14 protein-coding genes and 6 tRNA genes are annotated in these 19,273 nt (G+C 25.8%); 12 read left to right on the forward strand and 8 right to left on the reverse strand.

Annotated elements, in window-relative coordinates:
* Window positions 1-158 precede the first annotated feature (158 nt).
* The 7 genes from T388_RS0100205 to dnaK form a co-directional block, all read right to left on the reverse strand.
* Complete coding sequence (locus T388_RS0100205) at window positions 159-347, reverse strand: hypothetical protein (protein WP_027120346.1); 189 nt, start codon at window positions 345-347, stop codon at window positions 159-161.
* Between the two features lie 607 nt (window positions 348-954).
* On the reverse strand, window positions 955-2,223 hold the full coding sequence (glyA, locus tag T388_RS0100210) for a serine hydroxymethyltransferase (RefSeq protein WP_027120347.1): 1,269 nt from the start codon (window positions 2,221-2,223) through the stop codon (window positions 955-957).
* Window positions 2,224-2,235: 12 nt separating this feature from the next.
* Window positions 2,236-4,410 carry a phenylalanine--tRNA ligase subunit beta gene (locus T388_RS0100215; RefSeq protein ID WP_027120348.1) on the reverse strand — a complete coding sequence of 725 codons (2,175 nt, stop codon included), beginning with the start codon at window positions 4,408-4,410 and terminating at the stop codon, window positions 2,236-2,238.
* A complete protein-coding gene (locus tag T388_RS0100220) occupies window positions 4,410-5,093 on the reverse strand; it encodes a uracil-DNA glycosylase (protein ID WP_027120349.1) in 684 nt (227 codons plus the stop codon). The genes T388_RS0100215 and T388_RS0100220 overlap by 1 nt, the downstream gene beginning before the upstream one ends.
* A complete protein-coding gene (pheS, locus tag T388_RS0100225) occupies window positions 5,083-6,042 on the reverse strand; it encodes a phenylalanine--tRNA ligase subunit alpha (RefSeq protein WP_027120350.1) in 960 nt (319 codons plus the stop codon). The genes T388_RS0100220 and pheS overlap by 11 nt, the downstream gene beginning before the upstream one ends.
* Window position 6,043: 1 nt before the next feature.
* Window positions 6,044-7,255 carry a replication-associated recombination protein A gene (locus tag T388_RS0100230; protein WP_027120351.1) on the reverse strand — a complete coding sequence of 404 codons (1,212 nt, stop codon included), beginning with the start codon at window positions 7,253-7,255 and terminating at the stop codon, window positions 6,044-6,046.
* A 1,234-nt stretch (window positions 7,256-8,489) separates the two neighbouring features.
* Window positions 8,490-10,274, reverse strand: coding sequence for a molecular chaperone DnaK (gene dnaK, locus T388_RS0100255; RefSeq protein ID WP_027120355.1), 1,785 nt, complete (start codon window positions 10,272-10,274; stop codon window positions 8,490-8,492).
* 126 nt (window positions 10,275-10,400) lie between these two features.
* On the opposite strand from dnaK, the gene T388_RS0100260 reads away from it, so the two are divergent.
* From T388_RS0100260 to T388_RS0100315, 12 genes are all read left to right on the forward strand, one after another.
* Window positions 10,401-10,474: transfer RNA gene (locus T388_RS0100260), tRNA-Gly, on the forward strand.
* An 88-nt stretch (window positions 10,475-10,562) separates the two neighbouring features.
* A complete protein-coding gene (locus T388_RS03610) occupies window positions 10,563-11,594 on the forward strand; it encodes a glycosyltransferase family 2 protein (RefSeq protein ID WP_051586171.1) in 1,032 nt (343 codons plus the stop codon).
* A 107-nt stretch (window positions 11,595-11,701) separates the two neighbouring features.
* Window positions 11,702-11,776 (forward strand) — tRNA-Asn (locus T388_RS0100270).
* A 7-nt stretch (window positions 11,777-11,783) separates the two neighbouring features.
* Window positions 11,784-11,859, forward strand: a tRNA-Glu gene (locus tag T388_RS0100275).
* 2 nt (window positions 11,860-11,861) lie between these two features.
* Window positions 11,862-11,937, forward strand: a tRNA-Val gene (locus T388_RS0100280).
* Window positions 11,938-12,062: 125 nt separating this feature from the next.
* Window positions 12,063-12,138: transfer RNA gene (locus T388_RS0100285), tRNA-Thr, on the forward strand.
* 64 nt (window positions 12,139-12,202) lie between these two features.
* A tRNA-Leu gene (locus T388_RS0100290) sits at window positions 12,203-12,287 on the forward strand.
* Between the two features lie 131 nt (window positions 12,288-12,418).
* Window positions 12,419-13,012: a Holliday junction branch migration protein RuvA gene (gene ruvA, locus T388_RS0100295; RefSeq protein ID WP_027120356.1), complete on the forward strand. Its 594-nt coding sequence runs from the start codon at window positions 12,419-12,421 to the stop codon at window positions 13,010-13,012.
* Entirely contained in the window at window positions 12,993-13,967 is a 975-nt protein-coding gene (gene ruvB, locus T388_RS0100300) for a Holliday junction branch migration DNA helicase RuvB (protein WP_027120357.1), read from the forward strand. Before ruvA ends, ruvB begins: the two co-directional genes overlap by 20 nt.
* Window positions 13,968-14,021: 54 nt before the next feature.
* Complete coding sequence (secDF, locus tag T388_RS0100305) at window positions 14,022-16,607, forward strand: protein translocase subunit SecDF (protein WP_036456755.1); 2,586 nt, start codon at window positions 14,022-14,024, stop codon at window positions 16,605-16,607.
* An 83-nt stretch (window positions 16,608-16,690) separates the two neighbouring features.
* Entirely contained in the window at window positions 16,691-17,524 is an 834-nt protein-coding gene (locus T388_RS0100310) for a TIGR00282 family metallophosphoesterase (protein ID WP_027120359.1), read from the forward strand.
* On the forward strand, window positions 17,512-18,048 hold the full coding sequence (locus tag T388_RS0100315; protein ID WP_027120360.1) for a cysteine hydrolase family protein: 537 nt from the start codon (window positions 17,512-17,514) through the stop codon (window positions 18,046-18,048). Before T388_RS0100310 ends, T388_RS0100315 begins: the two co-directional genes overlap by 13 nt.
* 50 nt (window positions 18,049-18,098) lie before the next feature.
* On the opposite strand, the gene T388_RS0100320 is transcribed toward T388_RS0100315, so the two are convergent.
* The gene (locus T388_RS0100320; protein WP_027120361.1) at window positions 18,099-19,184 is read right to left on the reverse strand and encodes a M42 family metallopeptidase; all 1,086 of its coding nucleotides are present in this window, start codon (window positions 19,182-19,184) and stop codon (window positions 18,099-18,101) included.
* Window positions 19,185-19,273 lie beyond the last annotated feature (89 nt).

Raw genomic sequence — 19,273 nt, forward strand, 5'->3', positions numbered from 1 at the left:
ATTTTATAAATGATAATTTAAATTTTGTGTTCTTTTTTAGTTTTTGTATTGATAAACAATCATTTATCAGCTTTGTAAAAAGCTAAAATAGATATACCATTTAATTGATTTATGTGTTTTAAATTAGCAAATTTATTGTTTGATTTAACTTGAATGAATTATTTTTGATTATCTTTTAACGCAATTAGATCAATGTCAAGAACCGCATCCTTCACCAAGTCTGTTGTATATACAATAAAATTTTTAGCTTCCAAATATTGTTTGAATTTATGTTCTTTTCTAAAATTGATAAAACCATAATAAAAAAGAATTTGATAAAGTCTACTAAAGTTATCTTTGGTATGCATTTTATTACGTGTTTAAAATGCCCCTAATTTCGAACAAAATTCTTTTTGACATATATCTTGTCATTGTTTGAAAGAAACAAGTTTAAAACGCCATAAGAGTGCTTTTAAATCTATATTTAAGTCTTGATAAGTCGGGATTTTCATAACTATATTATAAAATAAAAAAAGTGTAGCCATAAGACTACACCGGGAAAGCAGTTCAGCTCTTCTCGTGAACTTGCATATTTAATTCCACATATTAATTATAATATATTCCCGAACTAATTTAAGCATTTGGGTTCGTTATTGAAAGAGTTCATAAGGAATAATATTAATCATACTTGACGAACTATGTAAATATGAAGTCATAATCTAAAGGACTTAATAATACTAACATTTTATATACTATGTCTTAAAAGACATGTATAAAAATATGTTGTTTGTTAAGTCAGAAGGAATAGTTTAAAATATAAACATAGTTCGTCAATTTGTTAAGTTTAAGATTGAGGAATATATGGAAGTAACGAACCAAAATATAAAAGTCATTAAGTTTAATAATACAGAAAAGTTTTAATGATTTATGATTTACAAAATAAAAAAATATATTCCCGATTTTCGGGAATATATATTAATTATATTGAGTAATAATTGGAAATTCTTTTGTTAATTTTAATATTTCTTTTTTTATCAATTTAACTTTTTGAGAGTATATTTCGTCATTTTGTAAAATTAAATGATGATTTAATAAAATTTCATGAATTATACTTGCTAATTCTTCTCATTTTGTAAAATTACGAGATGTCATAGCAGCAGTTCCCAATCTAATGCCTGATGCAATCATAGGACTTTGAGAATCAAAAGGAATAGTATTTTTATTTACTGTTATATTAAATTCACCTAATAATTTTTCAGCTTCTTTTCCTGTGATTCCATAACTATCATATACATTGATTGTAAATAAGTGATTATCAGTTCCATTCGAAACAATTTTTACACCTTTATTTAAAAAATATTGAGAGAATATTTTAGCATTTTTAACAATATTTTTTCCATATTGAATAAATGAAGGTTTAAGGGCTTCGCCAAATGCAACTGCCTTACCTGCAATAGCATGGAATAACGGACCGCCTTGATAACCTGGGAAAACTCATCTATTCATTTTTTTTGCAATTTCTTCATTATTAGTCATAATTATTGCGCCTCTTGCTCCTCTAAGAGTTTTATGTGTTGTTGATGTAACAATATCTGCATAATCTACAGGAGAAGGATGAACCCCTGCAACAATTAAACCTGCTATATGAGCAATATCTACCATTAGTTTAGCACCGCAACTATCAGCTATTTCTCTAAATTTTTTAAAATCTATTAATCTAGGATAAGCAGAATACCCACAAATGATTACTTGCGGTTTTTCCTTAATTGCAAATTTTTTAATTTCTTCATAATCTAAATATCCATTTTTATCAACGTCATACGAAACACTATTGTAAAAAATACCACTAAAGCTTATTTTATAACCATGTGTTAAATGGCCACCAGAGGCTAGTGATAAACCCATTATTTTATCACCTGGTTTGGCTATACTTGCTAAAGCCGCAGCATTTGCAACTGAGCCAGAATAGGGCTGAACATTTGCGTATTTAACTTTAAATAATTTTTTTAATCTATTTATTGCCAATGATTCGACAATATCTACATTTTCACAGCCACCATAATATCTTTGTCCTGGGTAACCTTCTCCATATTTATTGGTTAAAGTACTTCCAACAGCTTTAAGAACATCATTACTAACATAATTTTCACTTGCAATTAATTCGATATGTTGTTCTTGACGTTTAGTTTCATTGTTTATGGCTTTTTCTATTTCTTTATCTGCTAATTTAATTCTCTTATACATGTTTTACCTTCTTTATTTATTAAAAATCTTATTGATTTTTTCAATTTCATTATTTTCACCAGTTATTCTCAAGGTGATATTATTTTTATTATTGTGTTGAAATTCATCAATTTGATTAATTTCATAAATTTTTGCAATTTCTTTAATTTCAGTTATTTTTGAACCAATGTTGTCTTTTTCATTCAATTCAAATGTTAAATCAATATATTTTAATTGTTTTGAATCATATTCTTGAAATTCCTTTAAAGGGGTTGAATTAATATCATAAAATTCAGCTACCAAAACATTTAAATTACTATATTTAGGATGTAATTTTCCTATTCATCCTATAAAAGTTTCATTATGATAAATTTTAGCAGATACATTAGGATGAATAAATTTATTGTCTTTAAATGGTATGAATTTTAAATTTTCTACTTTTAAAAAATTCAAAACATCTTGTTTTAATTGATAAAAATTTTTAGTATTTGTTAACAATCCATAAACAAATTTATTGTTGTTTATCATACCGTATTCGAATAAATTTAAGTTATTAATTTTTCTTTTTAAATTATAATCAGCAACTTCAATAATTGATGTTATTATAGAATTTCTTATTTCTTCTCTTTCTTTTGAAACAAATGTTTTTAGTTTAATGTTTTTATTAAAATTAAATGGATCTAATTTATTATTTTCTGAATTGGTTAAAGTAAAAGTTCTTACTTCTTTATATCCCATAGATTGTATTAAATCTTTATTTATATTTCTATAATCTACTTTGTATGGACTTAATAAAGTTTCAACAGGCTTAAAGTTTGAATAACCGTAAAATCTAAAATATTCTTCAATAATGTCTTCAAAGTTTTCAATATCTTGTCTGTAATTTGGAGCAATAACTCTATTTTTGTCAAATTTAAATCCAATTGACTTCAAAGCATTTTCAACATCATTGAATTTTTTTAAATCTTTTAAATCACAATTTGCATAGGTTGCTAATTTTCTTCTATTTTGTAATATTGAATTTCCTTTTTTACTTTTAGGCAAGTTTATAAATTGACTAAATAATTGACCTTCTTGATTTAATCTGAATTGTATATATTTCATGCCCAATATTAACATTTCAATGTTTATTTTTTTTCCGCCTTGAATAGATGAGATTGAATCAATTTTTATTTGCTTAGCAGCCTCACGAATTTTCTTGTTATCAAAACAACCTATTTCAAAAACAACATTTTTTGTTTTGTCCGTTACACACGAATTTTCACAACCCATAACACATGCCAACGAAATTACTTTATTTTCATCTTGAATTGCTAAAACTTTATCAAGTTTAACTTGTTTGTTACCTAATATTTCGATATCACCTGAAAATGTAGAGCAAGTTAGTTTATTACCTATTTTAGTCGAATCATATACATGTGACGGAGCACCCGTTAACAAAATAGTCATATTTGTTAAATTAATTGCTCAATTATTTTTAGCTTCAATTGAATGTTTTGCTAAAAACAGCATATCTTTTAGTGGAGAAATTGTATTTTTCAATTTAGCTTCTATTAATGATAAGGCATTAGCTTCATTTGTTTTTACTTTTATTTTACTTTTTATTTTTGGCGAAAGGGTTTTATTTGTTTCAAATCATTTGAATTCTGTTTTATAGTATGCAGCAAGTTCTCTTGCTAGGACATAATATGAATTTGTATCGCTTCTATTTGCTGGTGTTGTTATATCGATAATATAATCGTTTAATTCAAAATAATCAATTGGATCTAAATTCAAATGAATATTTTCATTTAGCATAATTAAATCATCTTTATTAAATGGCAATTTGGAAGAATCAAATCCTAATTCTGAAAAACCGGATAGCATTCCTTGTGAATTAATTCCTGCCATTTCTTTAGATCCAAAAACAATATTACCTTTTTGTGCTCCTTCAACAAAAGCAACTGTTACACAGCCTTTTTTAGCATTTTGTGCTACTGTTTGGATAGTAATTTCTCCAGTATTAGTCAATAACTTAACAACATTTAAATTTTTTGAATTTGTATTCTTATAAACATCTAAAACTTTTGCAAATTTAATACCTTTTACATCACTAAAAGGTGTAATACTTTCAACTTCATATCCTAAATTATTTATTGCCTTTTCAATAGAAATATCTAAAACTTTATTTGGTAAAAATTTGTTTAATTCTTTTAATGTAATAATCATTATTGCTCCTTTTTTATATCAAAGTTAATTTGGTTATTTGTTTTTAGTAAAGCATTTACTCTAATAAAAAACTTTGAATCTTTAAAACTGTTTTCGGTTTTTGAATATGATAGTGGCGAAGGATGACTTGTTCTAATTATTAAGCGTTCATCAACATTCATATCATTAATAATAGGTTTTAAAAAATTAAATGCTTGATTTCCTCATATTCCAAATATTACATTAGTATTTTTTTCTAGTATAAACCTAATGCAATTTTCAATAAAAATATTTCAACCTAAATTTTTATGACTATTTGGTTTTTTATGTTCAACAGTTAGAGCAGTATTTAACAATAATACTCCTTGTTTAGCTCAAGATTTTAAACTAAATGTTTCAATTTTTGAATCTGGATAGTCTTTTTTTAATTCTTTTATAATATTTATTAAGCTTCTTGGTGGTTTTGTGTCATTTGTGCTAAAAGCCATACCATCAGCCTGATTTGGTAAGAAATATGGATCTTGTCCGAGAATAATCAATTTAATTTCTTCTACTTCACAATAATCCAAAAATGTAAATATATTTTCTTTTTTAGGATAATAAATAATATTTTGTTCATCTAATTTTTTTAAATATTGTTGAATATTAATAAAATAATCTTTTTTGCTCTCATTATTAAAAAAACTAATAAAACTATTTTTCATAATTGAATTGATTAAGTGTTCTTAAATCATTTCTATAAAATTCTCTAATGTCTTTAATTCCATACTTAATCATTGTTAACCTTTCAATTCCAACTCCTGCAGCAAAGCCGTTATATTTTTTAATATCATAACCCGCCATTTTTAAAACGTTTGGATGTAACATTCCTGCGCCTAAAACTTCAATTCATTTATCTTTATAATATATATCAACTTCTACACTAGGTTCTGTAAAAGGGAAATAACTAGGTCTTAATCTAATTTCTAATTCTTGTTCAAAAACATAACTTAATAATGATTTTAATGTTCATATTAAATTTGGAAAACTTACTGTTCCAACACTAACAAAGTCTAATTGGGTAAATTGATGACTATGTGTTGCATCATCCTCATCGTTTCTATATACTTTTCCTATAGCAAAACTATTCATTTTTTTATTAGCATTTTTTTCCAAGTCTCTTGCGGTTATTCCTGTATTATGTGTTCTTAATAATATATTTTCATCAAAATATAAGGAATCTTGCATAGCTCTAGCAGGATGTTCTTTTGGTATATTTAATCTTTCAAAGTTATACAAATCATTGACAATTTCTCCACCCTTAGATTCAAAATATCCGTTATTAATAAATCAATCTCTAAGTCTATTTTCAATTATTGTAATTGGATGTAGTGATCCTATTTTTTGAACCGGTTTTGTGACATCAATAAATTCATTATTTACAATTTTTGATACTCTATTATCTTCAATTCTTTCTTCAATTTTTTTAAATTCTTTTTCATATTGGTTCTTTAATTCAGTTATTTTAAAACCGATGTCTTTTTTTTCATCAGGTTTTGCAGTTCTTATAGCTTGTTGTAATTTAAATAATTCACTGTCCTTTGAAAAAAGTTTGTTTTTCAACATTTTTAATTCTTCTAAATTATTAATTTTGTCAAATATTTCTTTATTCATGTTATTTTTCCTTTCATTTTTTAATCATTTCATAATATTCAGAAATTTTATTATTATCTGTTTTGTTTGGGCAAAATAATTTAATATCTTTTAATTTTTTTGGTAAATATTCTTGTTTTACATAGTGATTATTATAATCATGAGGATATTTATAATCAATTCCATAGTCTAATTTAGATGCCGATTTATAATGAGCATCTTTTAAATGATTTGGAATATCATATATTTGTCCACTATTTATTAAATTTTGAGTTTGTTTCATTGATTTATACACTGAATTACTTTTAGGAGCTAATGCAACTGAAATTATTATGTAATATATTGGTAAATTTGCTTCAGGAAACCCTAATCTTTCAACAGCTTGAAATGCTGCTTCAATTCGAATTGGTAAATTAATGTCTGCCAATCCTACATCTTCATATGCCGCGGCATTTAAACGTCTAAATAATCCTAGATAATCGCCCGTTTTTAATATAAGTTCACCATAATATAGTGCTGCATGAACATCACTCCCACGCAATGATTTGTGAAACGCAGATAAATTATTGTAATGACTAGAAGAATTCATATCACTATAGAAATTTATATTAGGTATTATTTTTTTTAAATCTAATTTGGTTATTTTTTCTTCCGTTTTTAATAACGAAAGCATTTGTAAGTTATTTAAGCAGGATCTATAATCTCCACTAGAAAATCGTATTAATTCTAAAAGAACATCATCATCTATTTTTAATTTAAAAAGATTTTTATTTATATTCTCTTTAATTCCCTTAAGAATTTCATCCTCTGTAAGTTTGTTGAATTGAAGTATTTGCATTCTGCTTCTTAATGCAGGATTAACTCTAAAGTAGGGGTTTTCGGTGGTTGTAGCATAAATTATTATTTTGTCATATTCTAGGTAAGAGAGCAAAATATCTTGTTTATCTTTATTTAATCTATGTATTTCATCGATAATAATAATTTGATTTTCATCGAGTTTTTTCATTAGATCTTTTTTGTTATCAACTGCTGGATTTAATATAGAATATGAAAGATTTAACTCGTTTGCTAGGCAAATAGCTGTTGAGGTTTTACCTATACCTGGTTCTCCAAAGAAAATAAAACTATTTGTCATTCTTTTTTTAACAACTTCTGAAAGTATTTTTTTAATATGTTCTTGCCCAACAATTTGTTGTAATTTTTTTGGCCTAAGTTCGTTAGCTAAATTTTTCATAACGTATCTAATTTTATTCTAAAAAGCAATAAAATTTTTTATTTTTTATATAAATTTTAAAAATTCCCAAAATTAAAAAACTGCATTTTAGCAGTTTTTTAATTTAATTAATTAAATACAGTAATTCTGAAGAATCTGAGATTGAAATTGATAGAGGTTTTTCTTTTGAAATTTCTACTTTTTTTAATAGGTTTAATTTGTTGTATTTAAATAGAAATAAAAAATATAAGTATGGTAATAATTTTGATTTAAATGATTTTTTTATACCTATTAAAATATAAATTAAAAACAAAATAAAGAAATATGTGTAAAATGCAAAACAACAAGTTGGAATTATTATTTCTTTATAGTCAAAATATGAAATTAAAAATAAAAGTAGAAATATAAAATATGCAAGAAAACCTACACCGAAAATTACTAATAGTAATATAAATATTGGTGCTTTTACTCTTATTTTAACTTTTTTAAAATAATTTGATATTTGTAGATTGTTCATATGATTCCTTTTTTTGTAATTCATTTGTAAACATTGATGCTAATTTAAACTTTTCACTATATGACATAATTTAATTTTTCAATATTTTTTTGCGATAAAAATAACTAAAGTTTAATATTGTATAAATTTTTATTATTTTTTTTGAAATTTCCCAAATATCTTTTTTTAAAATTTTATACAGTATAAATTCTGATATTAGCCTTCAACCAAAAATAATAACTAAACTTCCAAATAACAAAAGGAATCAAGGTTCGAAAGGAAATTTATTAAGTATTTGAAGGATAGAACCAGCAAAAAATATATATGAAAACACTGATAAAAAATATATATAAAAAATGATTCTCAATATGTTTCATGTTTTTTTGTGTTTTATTTTTAATAAGCAAACATATTCATAAATATTTTTAACTTCCATTAGTAACCTCCCTAATCATATTCACCTTCTTCTTATTCAAGTATTCACTACGAGCATTTTTTCGTTGTTTTAATATAATATTTTCCAGATAATGAAGTGATTCCTTTTTTCTCCTTTATATATGAGTAATAAAAGTTTCTTGTACTTAAATTATATTATTTTTCACATTTTTTTATTTTATATTGCAAGAAAAATTCATAGTGTCAAGCGCAAATCAAAATTGAGAACTTTTATAATTTTTTTATTTTATATTGCAAGAAAAATTCATGGTAAAAATAAAAAAACCATGTATGTAATAAACAAACACGGTTTTTTTATTTTTGTTATTCTTCTGTAAATGTTGCTTCTTCTTCGTCAGTTGATTTATTTTCAGTTTGTGAATTTTTTGTTGCTTTAGCCATTTGTTCCATTAAAGCCTCAAATTCTGAAATCATTTTTCTTAATTCATCATATTTTTTGTCTTTAATATAACCATTAATTTTTTCTATTTCTTCTTTAGTTTTTTTAATTTGTTCTTCTGTTAATTTGTCTTTATTTTCTTCAATTGACATTTCTAATTTTGAAACCATTGATTCTGCTTTTACAACTAATTCAATATCAGCAGCTCTTTTTGCATCAGCTTCACGGTTTTCTTCAGCTTCTTTAATCATTCTTTCAACTTCTTCATCAGAAAGTTTAGAAGAATTTTTAATAGTTATACTTTGTTCTTTTTGAGTTTCTTTATCTTTTGCAGAAACTGTTGTTATACCATTTGCATCAATTTTGAAACTTACTTCTATTTGTGGAACACCTCTTGGAGCTGGATTAATTCCAGATAAATTAAATTGTCCAAGCATTTTATTTTCTGATGCAATTGGTCTTTCTCCTTGAACAATTCTAATTGAAACTTCTGTTTGATTATTTTCATATGTAGTGAATACTTCACTTTTTGTAATAGGAATACGTGTATTACGTGGAATTAATGGTGTACTTACTCCTCCTGCAGTTTCAATACCTAAAGTTAGGGGAGTAACGTCTACAAGTAAGACATCATTAATATCTCCTGCTAAAACAGCCCCTTGAATAGCAGCACCCATTGCAACAACTTCATCTGGATTCACAGTTCTATTTGGTTTTCTATTAAGAATTTTTTCTATTAATTCTTGAACTGCGGGGATTCTTGTTGAACCACCAACAAGTAAAACATCATCTAGATCAGTTGATTTTAATTTAGCATCTTCAAGTGCTCTTTCAATTGGTTTACGACATCTTTCAACTAATTTCATAGTCATTTTTTCAAATTCACTACGTTTTAATTCTGTTTGAATATTAATAGGTTCTGCTGTACCTAAGATTAAAAATGGCAGTGATATGTGAGCAACCAATGAACTCGATAAATCAATTTTTGCTTTTTCGGCAGCGGCTTTTAGACGAGCCATTGCCATTTTGTTATCTGTTACATCAACTTTGTGATCTTCTTTAATTTTATTAACTAATCATTGAACAATTTCATTATCTCAGTCATCACCACCTAATCTATTATCTCCGGCAGTAGATAATACCTCAAATGTTCCGTCAGCTAATTCTAGAACAGAAACATCAAATGTTCCTCCACCTAAGTCAAATACTAATACTTTTTTCTCATCTTTAGTTTTGTCTAAACCAAATGCCAATGCTGCAGCAGTAGGTTCATTAATAATTCTCATTACTTCTAATCCAGCAATTTTACCAGCAATTTTAGTTGCTTCACGTTGTGCATTATCAAAATATGCTGGAACTGTAATTACAGCCTTTTTAATTGTTTGACCCAATTTTGCTTCTGCATATTTTTTAAGATATTCCAAAATAATTGCTGAAACTTCTTCTGGTTTATAGTTTTTTCCATTAGCTTTAACTGTTTTTGAAGTTCCCATTAATCTTTTAATAGAAGCAATTGTGTCAGGATTTGTTTCAATTTGATTTTTAGCATTTTCTCCAACAATTGTTTCTCCATCTTTAAAACTAACAACAGATGGAGTTGTTCTTTTTCCATTTAAATTTTCAAGTACAACAGGATTTCCGTTATCAACTACTGAAACTACAGAGTTAGTAGTTCCTAAGTCGATACCAATTATTATTTCTTTAGCCATATTGGCACCTCCATAAATTTTTATTATGAATATATTTTAGCACTATTTTTGGCACTCAGTATAAAAAAGTGCTAATTTTTTTTGTTTTTTAAAAACATGATTTATAATAGTAAAGCAACCCTAGATGCAAATGTAATTTAATGGCAAAATTCCAGCTTGCCATGCTGGTAATGGGGGTTCGATTCCCCTCATTTGCTCCATTTGATTAAATTCACCAAAATAGCGATTGACGCTATTTTTTTAGTTTTTTGTTGTAAAATTATGTAAATTTGAATTTAGGAGTTATATATGCATAAACCACTCATTAGTATTCTTATTCCTTGTTATAATATTGGGAAATTAAATAGGTTTTCATTAAATAGTGTTTTAAAAAATAAATCAAAAGATATTGAAATTCTTTTATTAAATGATTATTCAACAGATGATACATTATCAATTTTAAATGCATATAAAGAGTTAGATAAAAGAATAAGAGTATTTGATTTAAAAGATTATCATGAAAAAGTAGGAATTGGTTTCAATCGAGATTTTTTGATTAGACAAGCACGTGGTAAATATTTTCTTTTTATTGATGATGATGATTATATGAAAAAAAATACTATTAAATATATTATTGAAAATTTGAATGATGATTTTGATTTAATGTCTATTAATTATCGAATGAAATTTAATTTATTTAAAAATATTCTTATAAGCTTGCCTACTGTTCCAAAAAGAAAGTCAGTAAATCATAATTGTCCTAGAGATACATATTTTAAAAACCCTACTTTTCCTTGAGCAAAAGTTATAAAAAGAGAATACTATTTAAATATATGTAACAAATATAATGCTAAATTCGATCAAAAAATTTATGAAGATATTAGATTTTTGTTCTTTTTGTTTTTAGATGAGCCTAAATATAAATATTTATCTAAACCGTTGTTTAATTACTGTATTAGAAAAAACTCTCTTTCTACAAAAATTATTAATTATGAACAAAAAATAGATGCAGTTTATGAAACTTTGGATCAAACAATAATAAAAATTAAAGAATCGAATATTTTAAAAGATGATAGTGAATATTCATTATTAAAATTTTGATATACATTATATTTTTATTTTATTGTGGACGGTTGATTAAAATTAGTAAATTTAAAAGAAAAAAGAAGATTTTTAATTTATGCCTCACAAAAAATAATTTTATTTAAAGAAAAATATCCTTCATCAGATCCGAGAGATTTGAATCTAATATCAAAAATCATGTATAAAAAAATTAAAAGAGATATTGATAAAAATTTTAATAAATTAAAAAATAATAATAAATTGTTAAATAAATATTAATTTGTAATTTGTGAACCAAGATGTAAATTTATTTTTTTTAAAAAAATGTAAAAAATTATTTTATTTATTTTTTTTTATATTATAATGGTATAGCATATTTACAAATTGCCGATTTAGCTCAGCGGTAGAGCAGCTGGCTGTTAACCAGTTGGTCACAAGTTCAATCCTTGTAATCGGCGCCATATTTATGGTCTGTTGGTGAAGCGGTTAACACACATGGTTTTCATCCATGCACGCACGGGTTCGATTCCCGTACAGACTACCATTGGAGAATTAGCTCAGTTGGGAGAGCATCGCCCTTACAAGGCGGAGGTCATGGGTTCGAGCCCCTTATTCTCCACCATTTGTGTAAACATCAAAATAGCTTATGCTATTTTTTTATTTTATAAATTATGTATACTAATTTAAAAATATAAAAATTTTATTTTTAAAAATAAAAAACATTGTATAATGATAAAGCAATTTTAGGCCGCCTTAGCTCAGTTGGTAGAGCAACTGACTTGTAATCAGTAGGTCGTAGGTTCGAGTCCTATAGGCGGCACCATATGCTTAACTATAGTTAGAAAAGAGTTTCTTTTAGAGGTGCAATTCCTTTTTGTAGCATAAAAGCGCGAGTGGTGAAATTGGCAGACACGCTAGATTTAGGCTCTAGTGCTTTATAGCATGAGGGTTCAAGTCCCTCCCCGCGCACCAAATGTTTAAAAACACTATTAAGTATCCTTTTTTGGATATTTTTTTATTATTTTTAATATTTTTTTCCTCTTTTTACATGTTTTTTTACAAAATATAAAAAATATTGTGGAACTTTTAAAAGAGGAGGAAAAATGATTTTATATAGAATTGGCGAAATTGTTTATAAAAATAATTCGAATTTAATTTTTGAATCACAAGGAGTTGGTTATTCATTAATTGTTGCAGATAATGCGAGATTTGAATCAAAAAGTAAATTAAAACTTTATTTATATGAAATAAAAAATGATTATTATCAAGCTACATATGGTTTTAAGGATTTTAAAGAGCGTTTGCTATTTATAGATTTAATATCTTTAAATGGTGTGGGACCTAAAGTTGCATTTAATATTTTGAATCAAGGTTGAGAAAAAATAGCATTATATATTTCAGAGGGAAATTTTGAAGCATTAATTGAAACACCATATTTAAATCCTAAAGTTGCAAGACTAATTATTGCAGAACTACAAGATAAATGAACAAAAATGATTGATGCTAAAAAAACAAAAGAAGCAGTAAAAAATATTGATAAATTTACTGAGGTTAAAACTACATTGAAAATGCTAGGTTTTAAAACAACACAAATTGATAATGCTCTACAAAAAATCAAAGAAAATAATGATGTTGAAATAATGATTGAAGAAGCTATAAAATTAATGTCACAAAATTATGAGCCTATCACAACTTAGACCTTTTAATTTTGATCAATTTATAGGTCAAGATAAACTAGTTATTACACTTAAAACAATGATTCAAGGTGCAAGATATCGCAAAGAGACGCTAGATCATATTTTATTTTATGGGCCACCGGGAACAGGAAAAACTTCCCTAGCAACAATAATAGCTAATGAACTAAAAGTAAAAATTCATTACCTACAAGGTTCTTTAATTGAAAAAAAATCAGATATTTTATCAGTTTTTGCAAATATTAATAAGGGAGATATTATTTTCATTGATGAAATTCATAGTATTAATAAAAATGTTGAAGAGTTGATTTATAGTGCTATGGAAGATTACAAAATTGACTTAATAATAGGTCCAGAAGGAAATTCTAAAGTTATGAGAATGAATTTAAATCCTTTTACAATGATTGGGGCTACAACAAAAATAAATTTATTAAGTCAGCCTTTAAAAGATAGATTTGGATTTAAAGCGAGAATGAATAATTATTCAGTAAATGATATTGTTAATATCTTAAAAAATAGTGAAAAAGCTTTAAAAATAAATTCAGAAAAAGATGTAATTTTAACGATTTCTAAATATTCAAAAGGAACACCGAGAGTTGCAAATCATTTACTTAAACGTATATATGATTTTTCGATATCTAACAACGAAAAAAATATTAGTATGAAAAGCGTTTGAAAAACATTTAAACATTTAGAATTATATGATCTTGGGTTGGGCAGAGAACATATAGAATATTTAAAGGTATTGAATGAGACTTTTGAAGATAAATTCGCTTCATTAGATTCCTTAGTTGGGATATTGAACTTTCCAAAAGAAAATTTAATATATGAAATAGAGCCACTACTTTTATATTTAAAATTAATTTTAAAAGGTCCTAGGGGTAGAAAAATCACAAATGAAGGAATAGATTATTTAATAAAAATTAATATTGAAAATAACAAAAATACTATGGATTAAAATATGAGAAATTAATATAAAAATTATAATCATAATATATAATTAAAACTAATTATGTGAGATAAAATAGTAACTTTTTTTAAAAAAATGTTTAGTCTAACCAATTGAAAAAGATGGGTTATTGCTGCAATAACTATTATTTCAACAATTATTGCAATCGTATTTGGCAGTTTGTTTTACATTTCTAAAAATGTAAACAAATCCGTTGAATATGGTGGTGGTGTTGAATTTTTGGTTGAAATTAAGAAAGAAAATGGCGAAAAAATCGATGATAAATTTGCAAATACTGTTGCTTCAGCTTTAGACAATCGTTTAACTGGAGGAATTGCGTTTAATGGTACCAATGTTGCTGTTGAAGGTGAAGGAAAAATTAGAATAACTAGAAATGGTGATTTAAATGATACTGAACGTAAACAATTTGAAAAAATTATTTCTAGTAAACCATCACTAGTTTTAACAGATCCTAATATGATGCCATTATTTGTTAATGGGAAATTTGTTGAAGGTGCAAAAATAGATTATGACAATATTGACAAGTATATACCGCCATTAAAACCAGACGGGGCAACATTTGGTTTCGGTAATCAACAAAATGGTTCAAATAATTATGCTGTAACTATTGAACTTGCAAATTCGGACGCAGAAATTGAGTGAACAAAAGCTACAAGTTATGTTGTTAATCATTCTAAAACTATTTTAATGTGATTGAATTTAGATGATTTAGTAAATAATATTGCAAAAAAAGAACATAAGGCTTGAATTGAATCTGGTGAAAATCCATTTAATTTCGTTCATGTCAATAATAAGACGTATGATGAAAAATTAAAAAAACCAAACATTTTAAAAGAGCATGAATTTAATGCAAAAAATTATTTAATTAGTTTAGCTAGTGTTAATAGACCGTTGAATGGATCTAAATTCAATATAACCGGTAACTTTACAGATACTGAGGCAAAGAAATTAGCTGCGAATATCAATTTTGGTAGTTCTAAATATGACTTAGTTGTTTTATCATCTAACTATATTTCATCTACTAGAACTGGAGATTCATTTAGAAGTGCATTATTAGCAGGTTTAGTTGTTTTTAGTTTGATTTCAATTTTTATGATTGTTAATTACGGTTTACTTGGAGCACTAAGCACTATTTCTATTGCTTTATATATATTTCTCACATTATTAATGTTTACAGTTTTAAGAGGTGAATATTCACCAATAACAATTGCAGCATTAATTATTGGTATAGGTATTAGTGTTGATGCTAATATAATAACGTTTGAGCGGCTCAAAAATGAAATTTATAACGGAGAAAAACTTAAAAAATCTATAAAAAATTCTAACAAAATGACTTTGTCATCAATCGTAGATGCTAATTTGACAACATTAATTGTTTCATTTATTTTATTTTATTTCGGAACAAGAGTTGTAAGGGGTTTTAGTATTTCTTTAGTTTTTTCAGTTATTTTTACGTTAGTTGTTATGCTGTTTTTTACTAGAGTTGTAAGTGCCATTATTGTAGGAACTGGTTTTTTTGACAATAGACTTTGATTACTAGGATTACATAAAAATAAAATTAATAATCTTAAAATGAATTCTAAATATAGAACTTTCGATTATGTAAAACATGCGAAATGATTTATTATGGGTTCCTTATTATTTATTTTTATTTCCATAATAGTATTTACTATTTTTGCCTCTATAAATAAGGAATTTTGAGCAGGTTTTAATCGTTCAATGGAATTTCAAGGAGGAATCAATGTTACTATTAGTGGTAATAAGGATTTAGGCGTTATTCTTGATAAATCAACAGCTGAGAATATTAAAAATTATATAATATCTAATCATGCTAATTTAGGTATTAACAACCCTGAATCTGTAACAAATGTTGTATCAATTGATTCAGCTGGAACATCATTTAATGTTGTTATTAAAACTACTCAAGATTTAAATAGCAATATTCAATTAATAAAAAATAATTTACTATCATTTAATTCTAATTTATCTATTATAAGTTATGGAATTAGTTCTACAGAAGCAAGAAATTTAGTTAATAATGCATTAACTGCTATTGGGGTTTCTTTCGTTGGAATTATTTTATATACATTAATAAGATTAAAATGAACATTTTCATTAGCTGCTATTATAGGTTTATTACATGATGTGGCAATGACGATTGGTTTTATTGTAATAGCTAGACTCGAGTTATCTCCTATTATAGTAGCAGCAGCATTATCAATTATTGCTTTTTCAATAAACGATACAATTGTTGTTTTTGATAGAATAAGAGAAACCATAACTAATGATTATCATAATATGATTTTAGACAAAAATAAAATTAAATCGATTGCAAATTCAGCTGTGGTGGAAACAATTAAAAGAAGTATATTTACTTCATTAACAACAATTACAACTGTATTAGTTTTATTAAGTTTTGGAAATGCGACTGATCTATCATTTAATATTGTTATGATTTTTGGTTTAGCTATTGGTGCATATAGTTCAATATTTATTTGTACTTGATTATGAACAAAATTTGAGTTAATTAGACAAAAAGGTATTAAAAAACGTACTGAAAATCATTTTTGAGATTTACCAGGAGTATCAGAACAAACATTTCAAGGTATTAATGATTTTATAGCTTAAGATTTGAACACACATTGTGTTCAATTTTTTATATTATTATCTATAATTATATATAAATTAAATATGTAGAATGAGGTACAACCTTGGAAAAAAATAAAAAATTAAACATTTTATTTATTGGCGATGTTTTTGGAGAACCTGGAATAAAAATAATTAGAAAGTGAATACCTAAATTAAAAAAGGAATATTTTATAGATGTAGTTATTGCACAAAGTGAAAATGTATCTGGTCGTAAGGGTTTAACAGAAAATGACTATAAAATAATGAAAAAGGCTGGAGTAGATTTATTCACATTAGGTAATCATGTTTGAGCTAAACCAGAGATTTTTAAAATAATTAATAATGGTGATTTGATAAGACCGGCAAATATATCTGAGAGTTATCCTGGCTTAGGAAGTTTAATATATAGAGTTAATTCAAATATTACATTACGCGTAACATCATTAATGGGTATAACTTTTAACAAATTGTCTTCACCATGATCTCAAGAATATGCAAATAATTTTTTTGATGTTATTGACAATATTATTAAATATGAAGAAAAAACGGATTTTCATTTTATTGATTTTCACGGTGAAACAACAAGCGAAAAATATGTGATGGGACTTTATCTAGATGGAAGGGTTGATGGTTTTTGTGGAACTCATACTCATGTTCAAACTAACGATGGACATGTTTTGCCGAATGGAACTTGTTATATAACTGATGTTGGATCTTGTGGACCATATAATAGTGCTATTGGAGCTAATTTTGAAGAGGTTTATCGCAAAATGAGATATGGTGATTTTTCTAAATTTCAAGTTTCAGGCAATAAACCACAATTTAATGCAGTTGTTTTAAAATTAAATTCTTTAGACAAAGAATTAAATGAAATAATAACAATAAATATAGTACCTGAGGTGAAATGAAAAAATTAATATTTGTTATAGACATGATCAATGGTTTTTGTACTGAAGGCCCATTAGCTTCTAATAGAATCAATAATATTGTTAAATCTATAAAACAATATTTGATAAAAAATATTCAACATGATAATTATTTTTTGTGTGATGCACATGATAAACTTGATTTAGAAATGAATTCATATCCTATTCATTGTTTAAAAAATAGTTCAGAATCAGAAATTATTGATGAGTTGAAGCCATATTGTAAAAATAGAATCGATAAAAATACAACAAATAGTTTTTTTGCTTTAGATACAGAAATATATAATGATTATGATGAATTTGAAATTGTTGGTTGTTGTACCGATATATGTATTTTGCAATTTGTTTTATCTTTAAAGAGCTATTTTAATTTTAAAAATATTGATAAACCTATTATAGTATTTCAGAATTTGGTAAGTACTTTTGACAGCTTAAGTCATAGTTATGACGAATATCATAGTTTTGCCTTAAAATTGATGAAAAATGCTAATATTGAAATTAGAACTTTTAAATAATTAAAAAAGACACATAATTTATGTGTCAATTTTTATTTAAGTATGAAATTTTATTTTCTTTTTAATTCTTGTAATTTTTTATCATCAAAAACTTTAATAAATTCAGTTATTAAATCAATTGCAGCTTGTATATCAATTAACGAACAAACACCAATTGGAGAATGCAAATAACGTTGTGGAATTGATAATGTTATAGTTGGTACTCCACCTTCTCCATATTGTAATTCAGCTCCGTCAGTTCCTCCACCTTCTGCAATATATTTATAAGCAGGTATTTTGTGTTTTCTAGCTATTTCCATTAACATTTCAGTTAATTTCGGATCAGTCAAAACAGCTCTATCTTGAACTAACAATGCAACACCTTTACCTAAAACAGGTGTTCCTTTAATACATCCTGTTGTATCATGACTAGCTCCTGTATCAATTGCAAAAGCAATATCAGGCTTAATAATTGAAACAGATGTTTTAGCACCTCTAGTTCCAACTTCTTCTTGAACAGTACCGACTAAAAAAACTTCATTTTTCAAATCTAAATCTTTGATGTTGTTTGCAACAAAATCAATCGCAGTAACTCCGGCTCTATTGTCCATTGCCTTTCCAGCAATTAAATTATTAGGCATGTCAAGTGATTCACCAGACATATAAATTCTGTCTCCAATTTCAATTCCAAATTCTTCTGCTTCTTTTTTACTCATAAATCCACAGTCAACAAATAATTCTTTAGTTTGGGGAACTTGTTGAATTTTTTTGTTTTCCATAATATGAATTGATGTATGACCAAAAATACCATAAATAGTTTTATTATCTTTATTTGTAACTATTTTAGCTTTTGTACCAATGACAGCCGCAGGTCAAACTCCGCCTACAACAGAAACAAGTAAGTTACCATTTTCTTCAATGCTTCTAACTAAATAACCAACTTCATCCATATGAGCCGCTATCATTATTTTTGGAGCGTTTTTTAATGTCGTCTTATTTTTGATAATTAAAGAACCAAAATTATCTCTTGAAAATTCTAGTTTTTCACTTTTTGTATTTTTCTTTAATGCATCAACAACGGGTTCTTCATATCTACTCATAGCTTCAATAGACATATATTCTTTTAATCTTTTAGCTAATTTTTCAAAGTTTTTCATTTTTTTACCTCTTTTTTATATTTAAATAATGTTTTAATTTCTATATAATTAATTAATTATAAACATTTTATATTAAAAAATAGGAGGAA

Source organism: Mycoplasmopsis lipofaciens ATCC 35015, assembly GCF_000686585.1.
Taxonomy (GTDB): Bacteria; Bacillota_I; Bacilli_A; order Mycoplasmatales; family Metamycoplasmataceae; genus Mycoplasmopsis; species Mycoplasmopsis lipofaciens.